Raw genomic sequence first — 16339 nt, forward strand, 5'->3', positions numbered from 1 at the left:
CCCACACCACCGTGCCGCTAAGGTCGGCATCATCTCCTGACCCCGGAGGAAACTTCTCGTGTTCGCCTATGTCATCAAACGCCTGCTGTCGGGTGTCGTGGTGCTGTTCTTGATCTCCATGAGCGTCTTCCTGCTGTTCTGGTTCGGCCCCTCGGAGCCCGCCCAGACCATCTGCGACAACGACACCAGCAACCGGTGCACGCCGGCCAGGTTGGAGGTCTTCCGAGAGAACCTCGGCTTCAACAACCCGTGGTACGAGGAATACGGCACCTTCATGAAGGGGATCGCGGTCGGTCGCGACATCCAGTTCGGCAGCACCACGGTCTTCGAGTGCAAGGCTCCATGCCTGGGCTACTCCTACCGCACCAAGGCTCCGGTGTTCGAGGAGATGAAGACCCGCATGCCGGCGACCTTCTCGGTCGCGATCGGCGGCGGGCTGCTCTACCTGGCGCTCGGCGTCCCGATCGGTGTCGCCGCGGCTCGACGACGAGGGACCTTGGCGGACAAGGCGCTGGTGTCGGGGTTCCTGGTGATCTCCTCGATCCCTTACTACCTCTTCGCCCTGCTGACGTGGCTGTTCCTCACCATCAGCTGGGAGATTCCGCTCTTCGCCGATACCGGTTACTTCCCGGTCACCGACAACCCAGCGAAGTGGTTCAGCGGGATGCTGCTGGCGTGGTGCGCCCTGGGCGCCTTCGGCTGCACGCAGTACACCCGCTACACGCGCGGTTCGATGGTCGAGGTGCTCGGTGAGGACTACATCCGCACCGCCAAGGCCAAGGGGTTGGGCGCCAACACTGTCGTCTACAAGCATGGGTTGCGAGCTGCGCTCGTGCCCGTGATCACGATCTTCGGCATCGACTTCGGCACGCTCCTCGCCGGGACCATCTTCACCGAGCGGATCTTCGACATCGACGGGATCGGTTTGTGGGCACTGCAGGCCGTCTTCCAGCGTGACCTGCCCGTCGTGGCCGCCACCGCGCTCTTCGGAGCCGTCGTGCTGATCGTGGCCAACATCCTTGTAGACGTGATCTACAGCATCCTCGACCCCCGAGTGAGGCTCTCGTGACAACCGCACCACTGCGCCCCGGCACCAGCCCTGACCTGGACCACGACGAGCCGCTGCTCGTCGTGGAGGACCTCACCGTGCGCTTCCCGACCCAGGACGGAGAGGTCGCCGCCGTGCAGAACCTCTCCTACTCCGTGGAGCTCGGCAAGACCCTCGGCATCGTGGGCGAGTCCGGCTCCGGCAAGTCCGTCTCCAGCATGGCCGTCCTCGGTCTGCACGACGAGCGCAGCGCCAAGATCTCCGGTTCCATCCGGATCCGCGGCCGCGAGATCGTCGGGCTCCCCGAGAACAAGATGCGCAAGCTCCGCGGCGCCGAGGCCGCGATGATCTTCCAGGACGCGCTCGCCGCGCTGCACCCCTTCTACAAGGTCGGCGACCAGCTCGCCGAGGCCTACCAGGTGCACCACTCGAGCGCCAGCGACCGCGACGCGCGGCGCAAGTCGATCGAGATGCTCGACCGGGTCGGCATCCCGCAGCCCGATCAACGCATCAACGACTTCCCGCACCAGTTCTCCGGCGGCATGCGCCAGCGCGCGATGATCGCGATGGGTCTCATCAACGACCCGTCGCTGCTGATCGCCGACGAGCCGACGACCGCGCTGGACGTCACGGTGCAGGCACAGATCCTCGACTTGCTCCAGGAGTTGCAGCGCGAGTTCAACTCCGCGGTCATCATCATCACCCACGACCTCGGCGTGATCGCCGAGATGGCTGACGACGTGCTGGTCATGTATGCCGGCCGGTGCGTGGAGTACGGCACCACCAAGGAGATCCTGACCCACCCCGAGATGCCGTACACGTGGGGCCTGCTCTCCAGCGTCCCCGACGTGACCGCGAGCACCGACGCGCGCCTGATCCCGATCCCGGGCACGCCGCCGAGCCTGCTCAACCCGCCGACGGGTTGCGCGTTCCACCCGAGGTGCACCCACCGCGACAAGGTGCCCGGCGACCTGTGCTTCACCGACATGCCGGAGCTCTCGCCCGCCAAGGCGAACGCGGCACACGTCAAGCGCTGCCACCTGCCCGATCCCGACGCGATCTACCAGGACGTCGTGCTGCCGGAGATCGCCCCCGACCTGGTGAAGGACAACAGATGACCGACGAATCCACCGCCAGCCTGCACGAGGAGCACGACGGTTACCTCGACCACGAGGTCGCCCTCCCGAGCGACTCGGCAGCCCACGTCGCCAGCCGGCTCGACCCGGATGCCCCGCCGGTGCTCTCCGTCGAGGACCTCAAGATGTACTTCCCGCTCAAGTCGGGGGGTCTGGTGCGCCGTACGATCGGACACGTCCAGGCCGTCGACGGGATCTCGTTCCAGGTGCCGAAGGGCGGATCGCTGGGCCTGGTGGGGGAGTCGGGTTGTGGCAAGTCCACGACGGGCCGGCTCATCACCCGCCTCTACAAGCCCACCGGCGGCTCGATGCAGTTCGAGGGACACGACCTGGCCAAGCTCTCCAACCGCGAGATGAAGCCGCTGCGCCGAGACGTGCAGATGATCTTCCAGGACCCCTACACCTCGCTGAACCCGCGGCACACGGTCGGCACCATCGTGGGAGCGCCGCTCTCGGTGCACAACGTCGTGCCGAAGAAGCAGATCCTGTCGCGCGTGCAGGAGCTGCTCGAGGTCGTCGGCCTCAATCCGGAGCACTACAACCGCTACCCCAACGAGTTCTCCGGCGGCCAGCGCCAGCGCATCGGCATCGCCCGCGCGCTGACGCTCAACCCCAAGCTGCTGGTGGCCGACGAGCCCGTGTCGGCGCTCGACGTGTCCATCCAGGCCCAGGTGATCAACCTCCTGCAGGACCTGCAGAAGGAATTCGACATCGCGTTCCTGTTCATCGCCCACGACCTCGCGATCGTGCGGCACTTCTGCCCGGAGGTGGCGGTGATGTACCTCGGCAAGATCGTCGAGATCGCCGACCGCGACACCATCTACAGCCACTCGCACCACCCCTACACCCAGGCGCTGCTCTCGGCCGTCCCCGACGTCAAGCAGGCAGCACTCGGTGGTCGGCGCGAGCGCATCCGCCTCGAGGGTGACGTGCCGAGCCCGATCAACCCGCCCTCGGGCTGCCGGTTCCGCACGCGGTGCCAGTACGCCCAGGAGATCTGCGCCAAGGTCGAGCCGCCGCTGCTGCAGATCGGCAAGCGGCACAAGGTCGCATGCCACTTCGCCGGCGAGCTCGGTGCCCACCCGGCCACGCCGGTCACGGCCGACCTGCTTGGCGTCGACGACCAGGGCAGCCCCTCCAGCAAGGTGACGGCGACCCCGCTCATCACCGGGCCGGGCTACGAGGACGAGTGGTTCGACCTCAAGTCCAAGCAGCTCACCTCCGCCTGAGTGGACTCCCTCTTCGACATCCCTGAGCACGCCGGCACGGGCGTGCCCGGCGGGGGGTCGCTCGGCGCGAACACCCATGCGTCGGCGCCCCTCGCCGTACGCATGCGCCCGCGCACGCTCGACGAGCTGGTCGGGCAGGCGCAGCTGCGGGCGGCGGGCTCGCCGCTGCGGCAGCTGATCGAGGGCGACCAGTCGATGTCGCTGTTGTTGTGGGGACCGCCCGGCACCGGCAAGACGACCATCGCCTCGATCGTCAGCCAGCAGACGCAGCGGCGGTTCGTCGAGGTCTCTGCCGTGGCGGCGGGCGTCAAGGAGGTACGGGCGGCGATCGACGCGGCCCGTTCCGAGCTGGCCCGCGGCGGCAGCGAGACGGTGCTCTTCGTCGACGAGGTGCACCGCTTCACCAAGGCGCAGCAGGACGCGCTGCTGCCGGGAGTCGAGAACCGGTGGGTGACGCTGGTCGCCGCGACCACGGAGAACCCGTTCTTCTCGGTGATCTCGCCGCTGCTCTCGCGCAGCCTGCTGCTGCGCCTGGAGTCGCTGACCGACGACGACATCGTCGCTGTCGTTGAGCTGGCGCTCGTCGACGAGCGGGGGCTTGCCGGCGTGTTCGAGCTCGACGAGGACGCGCAGGACCACCTCGTCCGGCTAGCCGGCGGTGACGCCCGGCGGGTGTTGACCTATCTCGAGGCGGCAGCCGGCGCGGCCCGCTCGCAGGGCAACACGCTGATCGACCTCGCCACCGCGGAGACGGCCGTCGACCAGGCGGCCGTGCGCTACGACCGGCAGGGCGACCAGCACTACGACGTGATCAGTGCCTTCATCAAGTCGGTGCGCGGCTCCGACGTCGACGCCGCGCTGCACTACCTCGCCCGGATGATGGAGGCCGGTGAGGACCCGCGCTTCATCGCGCGGCGGCTGGTGATCCTGGCCAGCGAGGATGTCGGCCTCGCCGACCCGACGGCGCTCACCACGGCCGTCGCGGCCGCGCAGGCGGTACAGCTGATCGGCATGCCGGAGGCCCGGCTGAACCTCGCCCAGGCGACGGTCGCGCTCGCCATCGCCCCCAAGTCGAACGCGGTCTACCAGGCCATCAACGAGGCCACTGCCGACGTCCGCGCCGGCAGGATCGGAACGGTGCCGCCCCACCTGCGCGACGCGCACTACGCCGGGTCGAAGAAGCTCGGTCACGGCGGCGCTGCCGCCGCGCCGTACAAGTACAGCCACGACGAGCCGTTCGGGATCGCCGAGCAGCAGTACGCCCCCGACGTGATCGAGGACGCGGAGTACTACCGACCCACCTCCCTCGGCGCCGAGGCTGCGATCAAGGACCGCTGGGAGCGGGTCCGCAAGATCATCCGGGGGAAGTAGGGATGGATCGGGAGCTCTGGGACCGCGAAGCAGTCACGTTCGACGACGAGCCGGACCACGGACTGGCGGACGCGGACACCCGCGCGGCCTGGCGCGAGCTGCTGGTCGGCGTACTGCCGCAAGCTCCGGCGCGGATCGCCGACCTCGGCTGCGGCACCGGCACCCTCACGAGACTGCTGGTCGACGAGGGCTACACCGTCGACGGTCTCGACTTCTCGCCCGAGATGATCAGACGGGCGCGGGTGAAGGTGCCGGAGTCGACCTTCGTCGTCGCCGACGCGGCGGACCCGCCGCTCGAGCCCGCCGCCTACGACGTCGTGCTGAGCCGGCACGTCCTCTGGGCGATGCCGGATCCTGGGGCCGCGATGAAGCGGTGGGTCGACCTGCTGACGCCGTCCGGCGTCCTCGTCCTCGTCGAGGGACGTTGGCACACCGGCGGTGGCCTGAGCGCGGCGGATTCCGAGCAGATCGTGCGCACCGTTCGCGACGAGGTGTTGACGAGGCACCTGCCCGAGTCGGTCTACTGGGGCAAGGAGATCGACGACGAGCGCTACCTGCTGGTCAGCCGGATGTGAGCCACACATCAACCGGGTTATAGGGTTTCGCAGGTGAACGGTGAGCAGATCTGGCTGGCGGCGGCCGCAGGTGGCGCGGTTGCGCTGATCCTGCTGCTGGCCTGCGCCCTGCTCTGGCGCACGTCGCGCCGGCTGCACGCGCGCATCGACGAGCTCGAGGCCGAGCAGGGGAGCGCGCCGCGACCGGCCGCTGCCGTGGAGACGGCCGAGCCGGCGACGTACGTCATCACCGCCATCGACGAGGTGCCCGAGACGCACACGGCCGTCGTCCCGGCGCGGATCGACGGCCGGCTGTTCGCCGACATCGTGGCGCGCGAGAGCGTCGTCAAGGCGGCCGGGCTGGCGCACGGCCTGCGCCGCGCGCTGTCCGCGGAGACGCGCAACCGGATCCGCTTCGAGATGAAGCGCGAGGTCAAGCGCTCACGCAAGCAGCGCCGGGCCGACCTCAAGGCGGCGCTGCGCGAGCTGCAGGCGCGCGAGCGTGCCGGGACGCTCGGGGAGGACGCTGCCTGATGGCCAGATCGCTTTGGTTCGTGGCCGGAGCGGGGGCGGGCGTCTATGCGATGTCCCGTGCCCGGCGGGCCGCCGAGGCCCTCACCGCCGACGGCCTGCGGGATCGGCTGAGCGGCGTCGGCGTGGGCATGAGAATGTTCCGCGACGAGGTCGCGGCCGGACAGGCCGAGAAGGAAACCGAGCTGCGGGAGCGGATGGGCCTCGTGCCCCATCGCATTCCCGAGCTCACCACCAGACAGACAGAGGGAACAGATGGACACCAGTGAGATCCGCCGCCGCTTCGTAGCGCACTTCGAAGCGGCCGGTCACACGCACGTTCCCTCGGCGAGCGTGTTGGCCAACGACCCCAACCTGCTCTTCGTGCCGGCCGGCATGGTGCCGTTCAAGCCCTATTTCCTGGGCCAGGAGACGCCGCCGTACGACCGTGCCGTCAGCGTCCAGAAGTGCGTGCGCACCCCCGACATCGAGGACGTCGGCAAGACGACCCGCCACGGCACCTTCTTCGAGATGTGCGGCAACTTCTCCTTCGGCGACTACTTCAAGGAGCGGGCGATCGAGCTCGCCTGGGACCTGATCACCAAGCCCGTCGGCGACGGCGGGTTCGGCCTCGAGGAGAGCAAGCTCTACCCGAGCGTCTACGTCGACGACCACGAGGCCGTCGACCTCTGGAAGAAGGTCTCCGGTCTGCCGGACGACCGCATCGCGCGCCTCGGCAAGAGTGAGAACTACTGGTCGATGGGCGTCCCCGGCCCCGGCGGCCCCTGCTCGGAGATCCTCTACGACCGCGGTCCGGCGTACGGCGCCGACGGCGACTTCGGCGCCGAGGACCGCTACCTCGAGATCTGGAACCTCGTCTTCATGCAGGACGAGCTCTCCGCGGTGCGGTCCAAGGAGGACTTCGACATCGCCGGCTCGCTGCCGAAGAAGAACATCGACACCGGTATGGGCCTCGAGCGGGTTGCCTTCCTGCTCCAGGGCAAGAGCAACATGTACGAGATCGACGTGATGTTCCCCGTCATCCAGCGCGCCATGGAGCTCAGCGGCCGCACGTACGGCGCCAACCACGAGGACGACGTGCGCTTCCGGGTCGTCGCCGACCACGTCCGCAGCTCGATGATGCTCATCGGCGACGGCGTCACCCCCGGCAACGAGGGGCGCGGCTACGTCCTGCGGCGACTCCTGCGCCGCGCCGTACGCTCCATGCGCCTCCTCGGCTACGAGGACCCCGCGCTGCCCGAGCTGATGCCGATCTCCCGCGACAAGATGGGTGAGACCTACACCGACCTCGTCCGCGACTGGGAGCGCATCGCGCGAGTGGCGTACGGCGAGGAGGAGACGTTCCGCAAGACCCTGCAGGCCGGCACCCAGATCTTCGACCTGGCGGCCGGCGAGGCGAAGTCGGCCGGGGCGACCACCCTGGCCGGCGAGCAGGCCTTCGCGCTGCACGACACCTACGGCTTCCCGATCGACCTGACCCTGGAGATGGCCGCCGAGCAGGGCCTCGTCGTCGACGAGCCCGGCTTCCGCGCGCTGATGGCTCAGCAGCGCGACCGTGCCAAGGCGGACGCGAAGTCGAAGAAGGGCCAGCACGCCGACACCACCGTCTACCGCGGCATCCTCGACGCCAACGGTCCCACCGAGTGGCTGGCCTACGAGACCCTCGAGACCGAGTCGCGGGCGCTGGCGCTGCTGTCCGGCGGGGGAGCGGCGAAGGTCCTCGGTGAGGGCGAGATCGGCGAGGTCGTCCTCGACCGCACGCCGTTCTATGCCGAGTCCGGTGGCCAGGCCGCCGACGCGGGTGTCATCGACTTCGACGGCGGCCGCCTCGAGGTGCTCGACGTCCAGCGCCCGATCAAGGGGCTCGTCGTGCACCAGGTGCGCATCACCGAGGGCGAGCTGACCCCCGACGCGATCCTGCACGCCAAGGTGGACCCCGGCTGGCGCATCGGCGCCCGCCAGGCCCACTCCGGCACCCACGTCGTGCACGCCGCGCTGCGGCAGGTGCTCGGTCCGAGCGCGCTGCAGTCCGGCTCGTTCAACCGCCCCGGCTACCTCCGCCTCGACTTCGGCTGGACGCAGGCGCTCAGCCCGGGGCAGGTCCGTGAGATCGAGCAGGTCTCGCAGCAGGCGCTGCGCTCCGACCTGCCGGTGATGTGGGACTACATGACCCTCGAGCAGGCCCGCGACTGGGGCGCGATCGCGCTCTTCGGCGAGACCTACGACAACACCAAGGTGCGCGTCGTCGAGATCGGCGGCCCCTGGTCGCGCGAGCTCTGCGGTGGCACGCACGTCGAGCACTCCTCGCAGATCGGCACCATCGTGGTGACCGGTGAGGCGAGCGTCGGCTCCGGCAGCCGCCGGATCGAGGCGTTCACCGGTGTCGAGGGCTTCGACTACCTCGCCCGTGAGCGCGACGTCGTCGGCCAGCTCACCACCTTGCTCAAGACCCAGCCCGACGACCTCGTCGGCCGCGTGAGCGACCTCGTCGACCGGCTCAAGTCGGTCGAGAAGGAGGTCGAGAAGGCGCGCGTGGCCCAGCTGCTCGCGGGCGGCGGCGCCCTCGCGGCGCAGGCGGCCGACGTCAACGGTGTGGCCGTGGTCGCCCACCGCGTCGACGGAGCGGGCGGCGGCGACGTACGCACCCTGGCCCTCGACGTACGCAGCAAGCTCGACCGCGCCGGCGCGGTCGTCATCGCGGGCGTGCAGGACGGCAAGATCGCCGTCGTCGTGGCCGTCAACGACGCCGCGCGCGAACGCGGAGTGAGCGCCAACCAGCTCGTGCGCACCGTCGGCGAGCTGATCGGCGGCAAGGGCGGCGGCAAGGACGACGTGGCCCAGGGTGGCGGCAGCGACGCCACCCGCCTCGACGAGGCGCTGGCCCTGGTCAGCACCGAGATCGCCCGGACGGCCGGCTGACGCATGCGCTTCGGAACCCGGCTCGGCCTCGATCCCGGAGACGCCCGCATCGGCGTCGCCCGCAGCGACCCCTCGGGCTTCCTGGCGACGCCGGTCGAGACCGTACGGCGAGGCAGGGGAGACGTGTCCCGGCTGCGGCGACTCGTCGAGGAGCTCGAGGCGGTCGAGGTCGTCGTCGGCCTGCCGAAGTCGCTCTCCGGCGGCGAGGGACCGTCCGCGGTCAAGGTGCGCGAGTTCGCGGGTGCACTGGCGCGGCAGATTGCCCCCGTGCCCGTGAGGCTGTGTGATGAGCGCCTGACTACGGTGTCCGCGGAGTCGATGCTCCGCGACCGTGGTCGCAAGGGACAGGATCGACGGTCCGTGGTCGACATGGCCGCCGCCGTACTCATCCTGCAGAACGCACTGGACACCGAACGCGCGAGTGGCAACGCGCCTGGAGAGATCGTCGAGGTCAGCGAGTGAGTGACGAGATGCCCGTCGAGGACGACGGCTACTACGAGGGCGGGACTCGCCGCGCCAGGAAGAAGCGCGGCTTCTCCGGCTGCCTGGCTGTGCTCGTCGCGCTGGCCGTGCTGGTGGGCGGCTTCTACTTCGTCGTCACCAAGGGCGTCGACTGGGTCTCCGACCAGTTCTCCAGCGCCGAGGACTTCCCCGGCCCGGGCCAGGGCGAGGTGACCTTCGAGGTCGCCGAGGGCGACGCGACCGCCGAGATCGGCCGCAACCTCAAGGCCGAGGGCGTGGTCGCCTCCGTGCAGGCCTTCCTCGACGCGGCCGCCGCCGATCCCGACTCCACCGGGATCCAGGTCGGCTTCTATGCCATGAAGCAGGAGATGGCGGCCGAGGACGCGCTCCAGGTGCTGCTCGACCCGGCCAACCAGGTCAAGAGCACCGTGACGGTGCCCGAGGGCCTGCGGGTCGAGGACACGATCTCACTGCTGGCGCAGGAGACCGAGTGGGGCGAGGCGAAGTGGAACGCCGCCCTCAACGACGACGAGGCCATCGGCCTTCCCGACTACGCCGAGGGCAACCCGGAGGGCTACCTCTTCCCGGCGACCTACGAGATCGGTCCGAAGGACAAGCCCAAGGACATCCTCGCCGCGATGGTCGCCCGTTGGCAGCAGGCGGCCGACGAGGCGGGCCTCGAGGAGAAGGCCGCCGAGCTGGGCAAGACGCCGGCCGAGCTGATGATCATCGCCTCGCTGGTCGAGGCCGAGGGGCGTGGCGACGACATGCCGAAGATCGCCCGGGTCATCTACAACCGGCTCGACGGCCCCGGCGACAAGGCCGGCACCAACGGCCTGCTCCAGATCGACGCGTCGGTCAACTACGGCCTCGACCAGGAGCTGGGTGTCGCGCTGACGACCGAGCAGCTCCAGGTCGACACGCCCTACAACACCTACGAGAACGTCGGCCTGCCCCCGACGCCGATCGAGGCCCCGGGCGACGCCGCCATCGCGGCAGCGGCCAACCCGGCGGAGGGCGACTGGTACTACTACGTGACCGTCGACCTGTCGACCGGCGAGACCAAGTTCGCCGAGACCTACGACGAGTTCCTGGGCTACAAGTCTGAGCTCACGGAGTACTGCACCACGTCCGACGCCTGCTGATGGGACGCCGCTGCGGGGTGCTCGGTGACCCGGTCGAGCACTCCCTGTCCCCGGTGCTGCACGCCGCTGGCTATGCAGCGCTCGGCCTGGACTGGTCGTACGCCGCCCACCGAGTCGCCTCCGGTGGGTTGCCGGACTTCCTGGCCGGCCTGGACGAGGAGTGGCGAGGCCTGTCGCTGACCATGCCGCTCAAGCGCGAGGCGGTGCCGCTCGTCGACGAGCTGAGCGAGCGGGCCCGCCTGGCCGGCGCCGCGAACACGATCGTGCTCGACGACGACGGTCGGAGCAGGGGCGACAACACCGACATCCCCGGCGCGATCGCCGCGATCCGCGAACGCACCAGCGCCCCCTTGGCGACAGCCGCGATCATCGGCGGGGGAGCGACCGCGACCTCGGTCGGGCTCGCGCTCGCCGACCTCGGTGTCCGGCGCCTGGAGATCGTCGTGCGCGACCCCGAGCGCGCGTTCGAGACGTGCGAGGCCGTGCGGGCCCACCCCGGCAGGCCCGAGCTGACCGTGAGCCGGCTCGACGAGGTGACGGTCCTCGACGTCGACCTGGTCGCCTCCACGATCCCTGCTGAGGCACAGGACCAGCGCCTCGTCGACGCGTGCGGCGCCGTACCCACCATCTTCGAGATCGTCTACCACCCCTGGCCGACCCCGCTCGTGGCGTCGATCGGCAACCGCGTGCTCGTCAGCGGGTTCGACCTGCTCCTGCACCAGGCGGCCGTCCAGTTCGAGCTGTTCACCGGCGAGGCCGCACCGCTCGCCGCCATGCGCACGGCCGGGGAGCGGGCCCTCATCGCCAGGAGCGTGTCATGAGCGCGGTGCTCGTGGCTGTCCTCTGCGCGGCGCTCGGAGTGCTGGTGCCGCGGCTGATCGCGGCCGTCCCCGAGCCCGACGAGCCGGCCGAGGACAAGCAGCCCTACGCCGACATCGCCGCCAGGCCCGGGCTCGCATGGCAGTCCGCGCTGATCTGCGCCGTGATCGGCGCGCTCATCGGTGGGGCGGTCGGGCTCGACTTGGCGTTGCTCTTCCTGGTCCCGCTCGTCCCCGTCGGCGTGGCGCTCGCGCTCATCGACTGGCGCACGCGCCTGCTGCCGACGCGGATCATCGCGCCGACCTACCTCGTGCTGGTGCCGCTCGTCGTGATCGCCGCCCTCGCCAGCGGCGAGCCCCGGCTCCTGCTCCTCGCCGCCATCGGCTGGGCCGTGATGGGCGGCCTCTACCTCCTGCTGTGGCTCATCCACCCGGCCGGCATGGGCTATGGCGACGTCCGGCTCAGCGGCATCCTCGGCATCGTGCTCGGCTACCTCGGCTGGCAGGAGCTCGCGCTCGGCAGCTGGTCGGGATTCCTGCTCGGCGGCATCGGAGGGGCGCTGCTCGCCGCGTTCAAGGTGGTCGACAGGAGGCACAACCCGTTCGGGCCGTGGATGCTGATCGGTGCGCTCGCCGGCATCGTCGTGGGCCCGGCGTTCGCGGTGTGGATGTGGGGCGATCTCGCCGCCTGACGGCGGCGCGGTGGCACACGTGCCCACGTGAAAGACTGCGCGCATGCTGCGTTGGCTCACTGCGGGCGAGTCCCACGGCCCCTCCCTGGTCGCCATTCTCGAGGGAATGCCCGCCCACGTCCGGATCACCACTGCCGACATCGACGACGCCCTCGCGCGCCGCCGCCTGGGCTACGGCCGCGGTGCGCGGATGAAGTTCGAGGCCGACGAGGTCACGATCACCGGCGGCGTCCGCCACGGCGAGACGATGGGCGGCCCGGTCGCGATCCAGGTCGGCAACACCGAGTGGCCCAAGTGGGAGAAGGTCATGGCCGCCGACCCGGTCGACCCGGCCGAGCTCGACGTGCTGGCGCGCAACGCCGCCCTCACCCGCCCGCGTCCCGGCCACGCCGACCTCGCGGGCATGCAGAAGTACGACTTCGACGAGGCCCGCCCGATCCTCGAACGCGCCTCCGCCCGTGAGACCGCAGCGCGGGTCGCGCTCGGTCGCGTGGCCGCCCACTTCCTCTACCAGGCCGTCGGCGCCGAGATCGTCAGCCACGTCATCGAGCTCGGCGGCGTCCGCGCCCCCGACGGACTGATCCCGGAACCGGGTGACGTCGAGCGCCTCGACGCCGACCCCGTGCGCTGCCTCGATACCGACACCAGCGCCGGCATGGTCGCGCGCATCGACCAGGCCCACAAGGACGGCGACACCCTCGGCGGCATCGTCGAGGTCGTCGTGCACGGCCTCCCGCCGGGTCTCGGCTCGCACGTCCACTGGGACCGCCGCCTCGACGCGCGCCTCGCCGGCGCGCTGATGGGCATCCAGGCGATCAAGGGCGTCGAGGTCGGTGACGGCTTCGCGACCGCGGCCACCCCCGGCTCCCTCGCCCACGACGAGATCGTCTCCACCCCCGAGGGCCTGCGCCGCACGTCCGGTCGCTCCGGCGGCACCGAGGGCGGCATGACCACCGGGGAGATCCTGCGGGTGCGGGCTGCCATGAAGCCGATCGCGACCGTGCCGCGCGCGCTGCGCACGGTCGACGTCGCCACCGGCGAGGACGCCGTCGCGCACCACCAGCGCTCGGACGTGTGCGCCGTGCCGGCCGCCGGCATCGTGGCCGAGGCCATGGTCGCGCTGGTGCTCGCCGACGCCGTGATCGAGAAGTTCGGCGGTGACTCGGTGCGCGAGACCCGCCGCAACGCCGAGTCCTACCTCGACACGCTGCGCTTCCGATGACACCCAAGGTCGTCCTGATCGGTCCCATGGGCGCCGGCAAGACCACCGTGGCGTCGCTGCTCGCCGACGCCTGGGGCGTCGGCGCGCGCGACACCGACGCCGACATCGAGGCCCGTGAGGGCCGCGAGATCTCCGAGATCTTCGTCGACTCCGGCGAGGCGCACTTCCGCGCGCTGGAAGCCACGGCCGTCGCCGAGGCCCTCGCGGCGCACGACGGTGTGCTCTCGCTCGGCGGGGGAGCCGTGCTCGACCCGGCGACCCGCGACCTGCTCGACGGCACCACCGTGGTCTTCCTGCGCGTCGGCCTCTCCGAGGCGGTCAAGCGCGTCGGGCTCGGCGTCGGACGCCCGCTGCTGCTCGGCAACGTCCGGTCCCGGATCAAGGCGCTGCTCGACGAGCGCACCCCCATCTACGAAGCCGCGGCCACCCACGTGGTCGACACCGACGGGCGGAGTCCCGACGAGGTCGCGGCGGAAGTCCTGGAGCTGCTCGGATGAACGACACGACCCTGCACGTGGGCGGCGCATCGCCGTACGACGTCGTCATCGGGCGCGACCTGGCCGGTCGGCTGCCCGCGATCCTGGGCGACTCGGTCCAGCGCGTCGCGGTGTTGTACGCCGGTGAGCTGGCCGAGCAGGTGCAGCCGCTGGTCGACCTGCTGGTCCAGGACTACGACGTGCTTGCCCTCGGCCTGCCCGACGGCGAGCGCGCCAAGACCGCGCCCGTCGCCTCGGACTGCTGGGAGGCGCTGGGCGAGTCCGGCTTCACCCGCTCCGACGCCGTCGTCACCTTCGGCGGTGGCGCCACCACCGACCTCGGCGGCTTCGTCGCCGCGAGCTGGCTGCGCGGCGTGCGGGTCGTGCACGTGCCGACCACCGTGCTGGCCATGGTCGACGCCGCGGTCGGCGGCAAGACCGGGATCAACACCGGCGCCGGCAAGAACCTCGTCGGCGCCTTCCACGAGCCCGCTGGCGTGCTCTGCGACCTGTCGCTGCTCAGCACCCTGCCGCGCGAGGAGCTCGTCGCCGGGCTGGGCGAGGTCGTCAAGTGCGGCTTCATCGCCGACCCGGTCATCCTCGACCTCGTCGAGGCCACCGACCCGGCCGCCCTGACCGCCGACTCCGACGTCACCCGCGAGCTGATCGAGCGGGCGATCCGGGTCAAGATCGACGTCGTCGTCGACGACCTCCGCGAGACGGGCGGAGTCGACGGCCACCCCGGGCGCGAGGTGCTCAACTACGGCCACACCCTCGCGCACGCGATCGAGCGCACCAGCGGCTACGCCGTGCGCCACGGTGAGGCCGTCGCGATCGGATCGGTGTACGTCGCCGAGCTGGCCGCGCGCGCCGGCGCCCTCGACCCCGCGCTGGTCGAGCGCCACCGCACCGCCTTCGGCCGCGTCGGGCTGCCGACGACCTATGCCGACGCGTCCTTCGAGGACCTGCACGACGCGATGAAGGTCGACAAGAAGTCGCGCGGCAACCAGCTCCGCTTCGTGGTGCTCGACGACCTCGGCAAGCCCCGGATCCTGGCCGGTCCGAGCGAGGACGACCTGCGGGCGGCCTACTCGGCGATCAGCGGGGCCATCGGGGGACAGCCGTGAAGGTCCTCGTCCTGAACGGTCCCAACCTCGGTCGCCTCGGTCGCCGCCAGCCCGAGATCTACGGCCACACGACCCACGCCGAGCTCGCCGCCCAGTGCGTCGCGTGGGGCGCCGAGCTCGGCCTCGAGGTCGAGGTGCGCCAGACCAACCACGAGGGCGAGCTGCTCGACTGGCTCAACGCCGCCGCCGACGACGCGACCCCGGTCGTGCTCAACGCCGGCGCGTGGACGCACTACTCCCTCGCCCTCTGGGACGCCTGCGCCCAGCTGGGTGCGCCGCTGGTCGAGGTGCACATCTCCGACCCGAAGCAGCGCCCCGAGGAGTTCCGGCACACCTCCGTGGTCGAGCCGCACGCGATCGAGACGATCGCCGGCCGCGGGATCGACGGCTACCGCGACGCCCTGGAGACGATCGCCCGAGCGGCCGATTCCGGCCAGTCCGCCCTCGCCCCCTAGACTTGACCCTCGGCCCCGACGGGCCGTTCGTACATCCGCGAAGAGAAGGCTGGACAGAGCGCCATGGCAAGCACCAACGACCTGAAGAACGGCATGGTCCTCAACATCGAGGGTCAGCTCTGGGCAGTCATCGAGTTCCAGCACGTCAAGCCCGGCAAGGGCCCGGCCTTCGTGCGCACCAAGCTGAAGAACGTCGAGTCCAACAAGACCGTGGACAAGACCTTCAACGCCGGCACCAAGGTCGAGACGGCCAACGTCGACAAGCGGACGATGCAGTACCTCTACAACGACGGCACGTCCTACGTCTTCATGGACACCTCCACCTTCGACCAGCTCGAGGTCGCGCCCGAGATCGTCGGCGATGCCAAGAACTTCATGCTGGAGAACCAGGACGCCATCGTCGCGACCAACGAGGGCCGCGTGCTCTTCGTCGAGCTCCCCGCCTCCGTCGAGCTCCTGATCAGCCACACCGACCCGGGCCTGCAGGGCGACCGCTCGACCGGCGGCACCAAGCCCGCCACGCTCGAGACCGGCCACGAGATCCAGGTCCCGCTGTTCATCACCACCGGCGAGAAGGTCAAGGTCGACACCCGCGACTCGTCCTACCTCGGCCGCGTCAAGAACTGATGTCGGCTCGCGGCAAGGCCCGCAAGCGCGCGCTCGACCTGCTCTACGCCTCGGAGATGCGGGCCGAGAGCCCGGTCGTCGCCCTCGAGCGCGCCATCGCGGCCGGCGAGGGCCCGACCAACGACTACACCGGCGTCCTGGTGCGCGGCGTGGTCGACAACCAGGCCCGCATCGACGAGCTGCTGAGCGAGTACAGCCAGGGCTGGACGCTGTCGCGCATGCCGGCTGTCGACCGCAACGTGCTGCGCCTCGGCGTCTTCGAGCTGTTGTACGTCGATGACGTGCCCGACTCCGTCGCCGTGAGCGAGGCGATCAGCCTGGTGCGCGACCTGTCGACCGACGAGTCGCCGACCTTCGTCAACGGGATCCTCGGCGCGATGGAGAAAAGCAAGCCCTCCATCGTGTGACGCTCCCCGGGTGGGGCGTCCTAGGTGTTCTGTCCACGGAGGTTAGGCAGCGGCTCTAGACACAGGTGAAGGCCTCCGGGTGAGGTGTGGAGCAGCGACGCATCTCACCGAACCGGAGGC

At 70.4% G+C, this 16339-nt stretch carries 18 protein-coding genes; all 18 read left to right on the forward strand.

Annotated elements, in window-relative coordinates; translation table 11 throughout:
- The first annotated feature begins 58 nt into the window (after nucleotides 1-58).
- The 18 genes from C9J87_RS14980 (at nucleotide 59) to nusB (ending at nucleotide 16219) form a co-directional block, all read left to right on the forward strand.
- Nucleotides 59-1069 carry an ABC transporter permease gene (locus tag C9J87_RS14980; protein WP_010832812.1) on the forward strand — a complete coding sequence of 337 codons (1011 nt, stop codon included), beginning with the start codon at nucleotides 59-61 and terminating at the stop codon, nucleotides 1067-1069.
- On the forward strand, nucleotides 1066-2166 hold the full coding sequence (locus tag C9J87_RS14985) for an ABC transporter ATP-binding protein (protein ID WP_010832813.1): 1101 nt from the start codon (nucleotides 1066-1068) through the stop codon (nucleotides 2164-2166). The genes C9J87_RS14980 and C9J87_RS14985 overlap by 4 nt, the downstream gene beginning before the upstream one ends.
- A complete protein-coding gene (locus C9J87_RS14990) occupies nucleotides 2163-3413 on the forward strand; it encodes a dipeptide ABC transporter ATP-binding protein (RefSeq protein WP_107705926.1) in 1251 nt (416 codons plus the stop codon). Before C9J87_RS14985 ends, C9J87_RS14990 begins: the two co-directional genes overlap by 4 nt.
- Nucleotides 3414-4784 (forward strand): replication-associated recombination protein A, encoded by a 1371-nt coding sequence (locus tag C9J87_RS14995; RefSeq protein ID WP_010832815.1) that lies wholly within the window; start codon nucleotides 3414-3416, stop codon nucleotides 4782-4784.
- A gap of 2 nt (nucleotides 4785-4786) precedes the next feature.
- Nucleotides 4787-5359, forward strand: a complete 573-nt coding sequence (locus tag C9J87_RS15000; protein ID WP_107705927.1) for a class I SAM-dependent methyltransferase — start codon at nucleotides 4787-4789, stop codon at nucleotides 5357-5359.
- A gap of 33 nt (nucleotides 5360-5392) precedes the next feature.
- Complete coding sequence (locus tag C9J87_RS15005; RefSeq protein WP_010832817.1) at nucleotides 5393-5872, forward strand: hypothetical protein; 480 nt, start codon at nucleotides 5393-5395, stop codon at nucleotides 5870-5872.
- Nucleotides 5872-6138, forward strand: a complete 267-nt coding sequence (locus C9J87_RS15010) for a DUF6167 family protein (protein ID WP_051204176.1) — start codon at nucleotides 5872-5874, stop codon at nucleotides 6136-6138. Before C9J87_RS15005 ends, C9J87_RS15010 begins: the two co-directional genes overlap by 1 nt.
- Complete coding sequence (alaS, locus tag C9J87_RS15015) at nucleotides 6125-8788, forward strand: alanine--tRNA ligase (protein WP_010832818.1); 2664 nt, start codon at nucleotides 6125-6127, stop codon at nucleotides 8786-8788. The genes C9J87_RS15010 and alaS overlap by 14 nt, the downstream gene beginning before the upstream one ends.
- Before the next feature lie 3 nt (nucleotides 8789-8791).
- Nucleotides 8792-9250 carry a Holliday junction resolvase RuvX gene (gene ruvX, locus C9J87_RS15020; RefSeq protein WP_010832819.1) on the forward strand — a complete coding sequence of 153 codons (459 nt, stop codon included), beginning with the start codon at nucleotides 8792-8794 and terminating at the stop codon, nucleotides 9248-9250.
- Nucleotides 9247-10395 (forward strand): endolytic transglycosylase MltG, encoded by a 1149-nt coding sequence (mltG, locus tag C9J87_RS15025; protein ID WP_051204177.1) that lies wholly within the window; start codon nucleotides 9247-9249, stop codon nucleotides 10393-10395. Before ruvX ends, mltG begins: the two co-directional genes overlap by 4 nt.
- Nucleotides 10395-11216: a shikimate dehydrogenase gene (locus tag C9J87_RS15030; protein WP_036490629.1), complete on the forward strand. Its 822-nt coding sequence runs from the start codon at nucleotides 10395-10397 to the stop codon at nucleotides 11214-11216. Before mltG ends, C9J87_RS15030 begins: the two co-directional genes overlap by 1 nt.
- A complete protein-coding gene (locus C9J87_RS15035) occupies nucleotides 11213-11905 on the forward strand; it encodes a prepilin peptidase (protein ID WP_107705928.1) in 693 nt (230 codons plus the stop codon). The genes C9J87_RS15030 and C9J87_RS15035 overlap by 4 nt, the downstream gene beginning before the upstream one ends.
- Before the next feature lie 43 nt (nucleotides 11906-11948).
- Nucleotides 11949-13127, forward strand: coding sequence for a chorismate synthase (gene aroC / locus C9J87_RS15040; protein WP_051204178.1), 1179 nt, complete (start codon nucleotides 11949-11951; stop codon nucleotides 13125-13127).
- Nucleotides 13124-13624 carry a shikimate kinase gene (locus C9J87_RS15045; RefSeq protein ID WP_107705929.1) on the forward strand — a complete coding sequence of 167 codons (501 nt, stop codon included), beginning with the start codon at nucleotides 13124-13126 and terminating at the stop codon, nucleotides 13622-13624. Before aroC ends, C9J87_RS15045 begins: the two co-directional genes overlap by 4 nt.
- Nucleotides 13621-14730: a 3-dehydroquinate synthase gene (gene aroB, locus C9J87_RS15050; RefSeq protein WP_107705930.1), complete on the forward strand. Its 1110-nt coding sequence runs from the start codon at nucleotides 13621-13623 to the stop codon at nucleotides 14728-14730. The genes C9J87_RS15045 and aroB overlap by 4 nt, the downstream gene beginning before the upstream one ends.
- Entirely contained in the window at nucleotides 14727-15185 is a 459-nt protein-coding gene (locus C9J87_RS15055; RefSeq protein ID WP_010832826.1) for a type II 3-dehydroquinate dehydratase, read from the forward strand. The genes aroB and C9J87_RS15055 overlap by 4 nt, the downstream gene beginning before the upstream one ends.
- A gap of 63 nt (nucleotides 15186-15248) precedes the next feature.
- Nucleotides 15249-15812, forward strand: a complete 564-nt coding sequence (efp, locus tag C9J87_RS15060; RefSeq protein ID WP_010832827.1) for an elongation factor P — start codon at nucleotides 15249-15251, stop codon at nucleotides 15810-15812.
- Complete coding sequence (gene nusB / locus C9J87_RS15065; protein ID WP_010832828.1) at nucleotides 15812-16219, forward strand: transcription antitermination factor NusB; 408 nt, start codon at nucleotides 15812-15814, stop codon at nucleotides 16217-16219. The genes efp and nusB overlap by 1 nt, the downstream gene beginning before the upstream one ends.
- Nucleotides 16220-16339 lie beyond the last annotated feature (120 nt).

The organism is Nocardioides allogilvus, from assembly GCF_003047285.1.
Lineage (GTDB): Bacteria > Actinomycetota > Actinomycetes > Propionibacteriales > Nocardioidaceae > Nocardioides > Nocardioides allogilvus.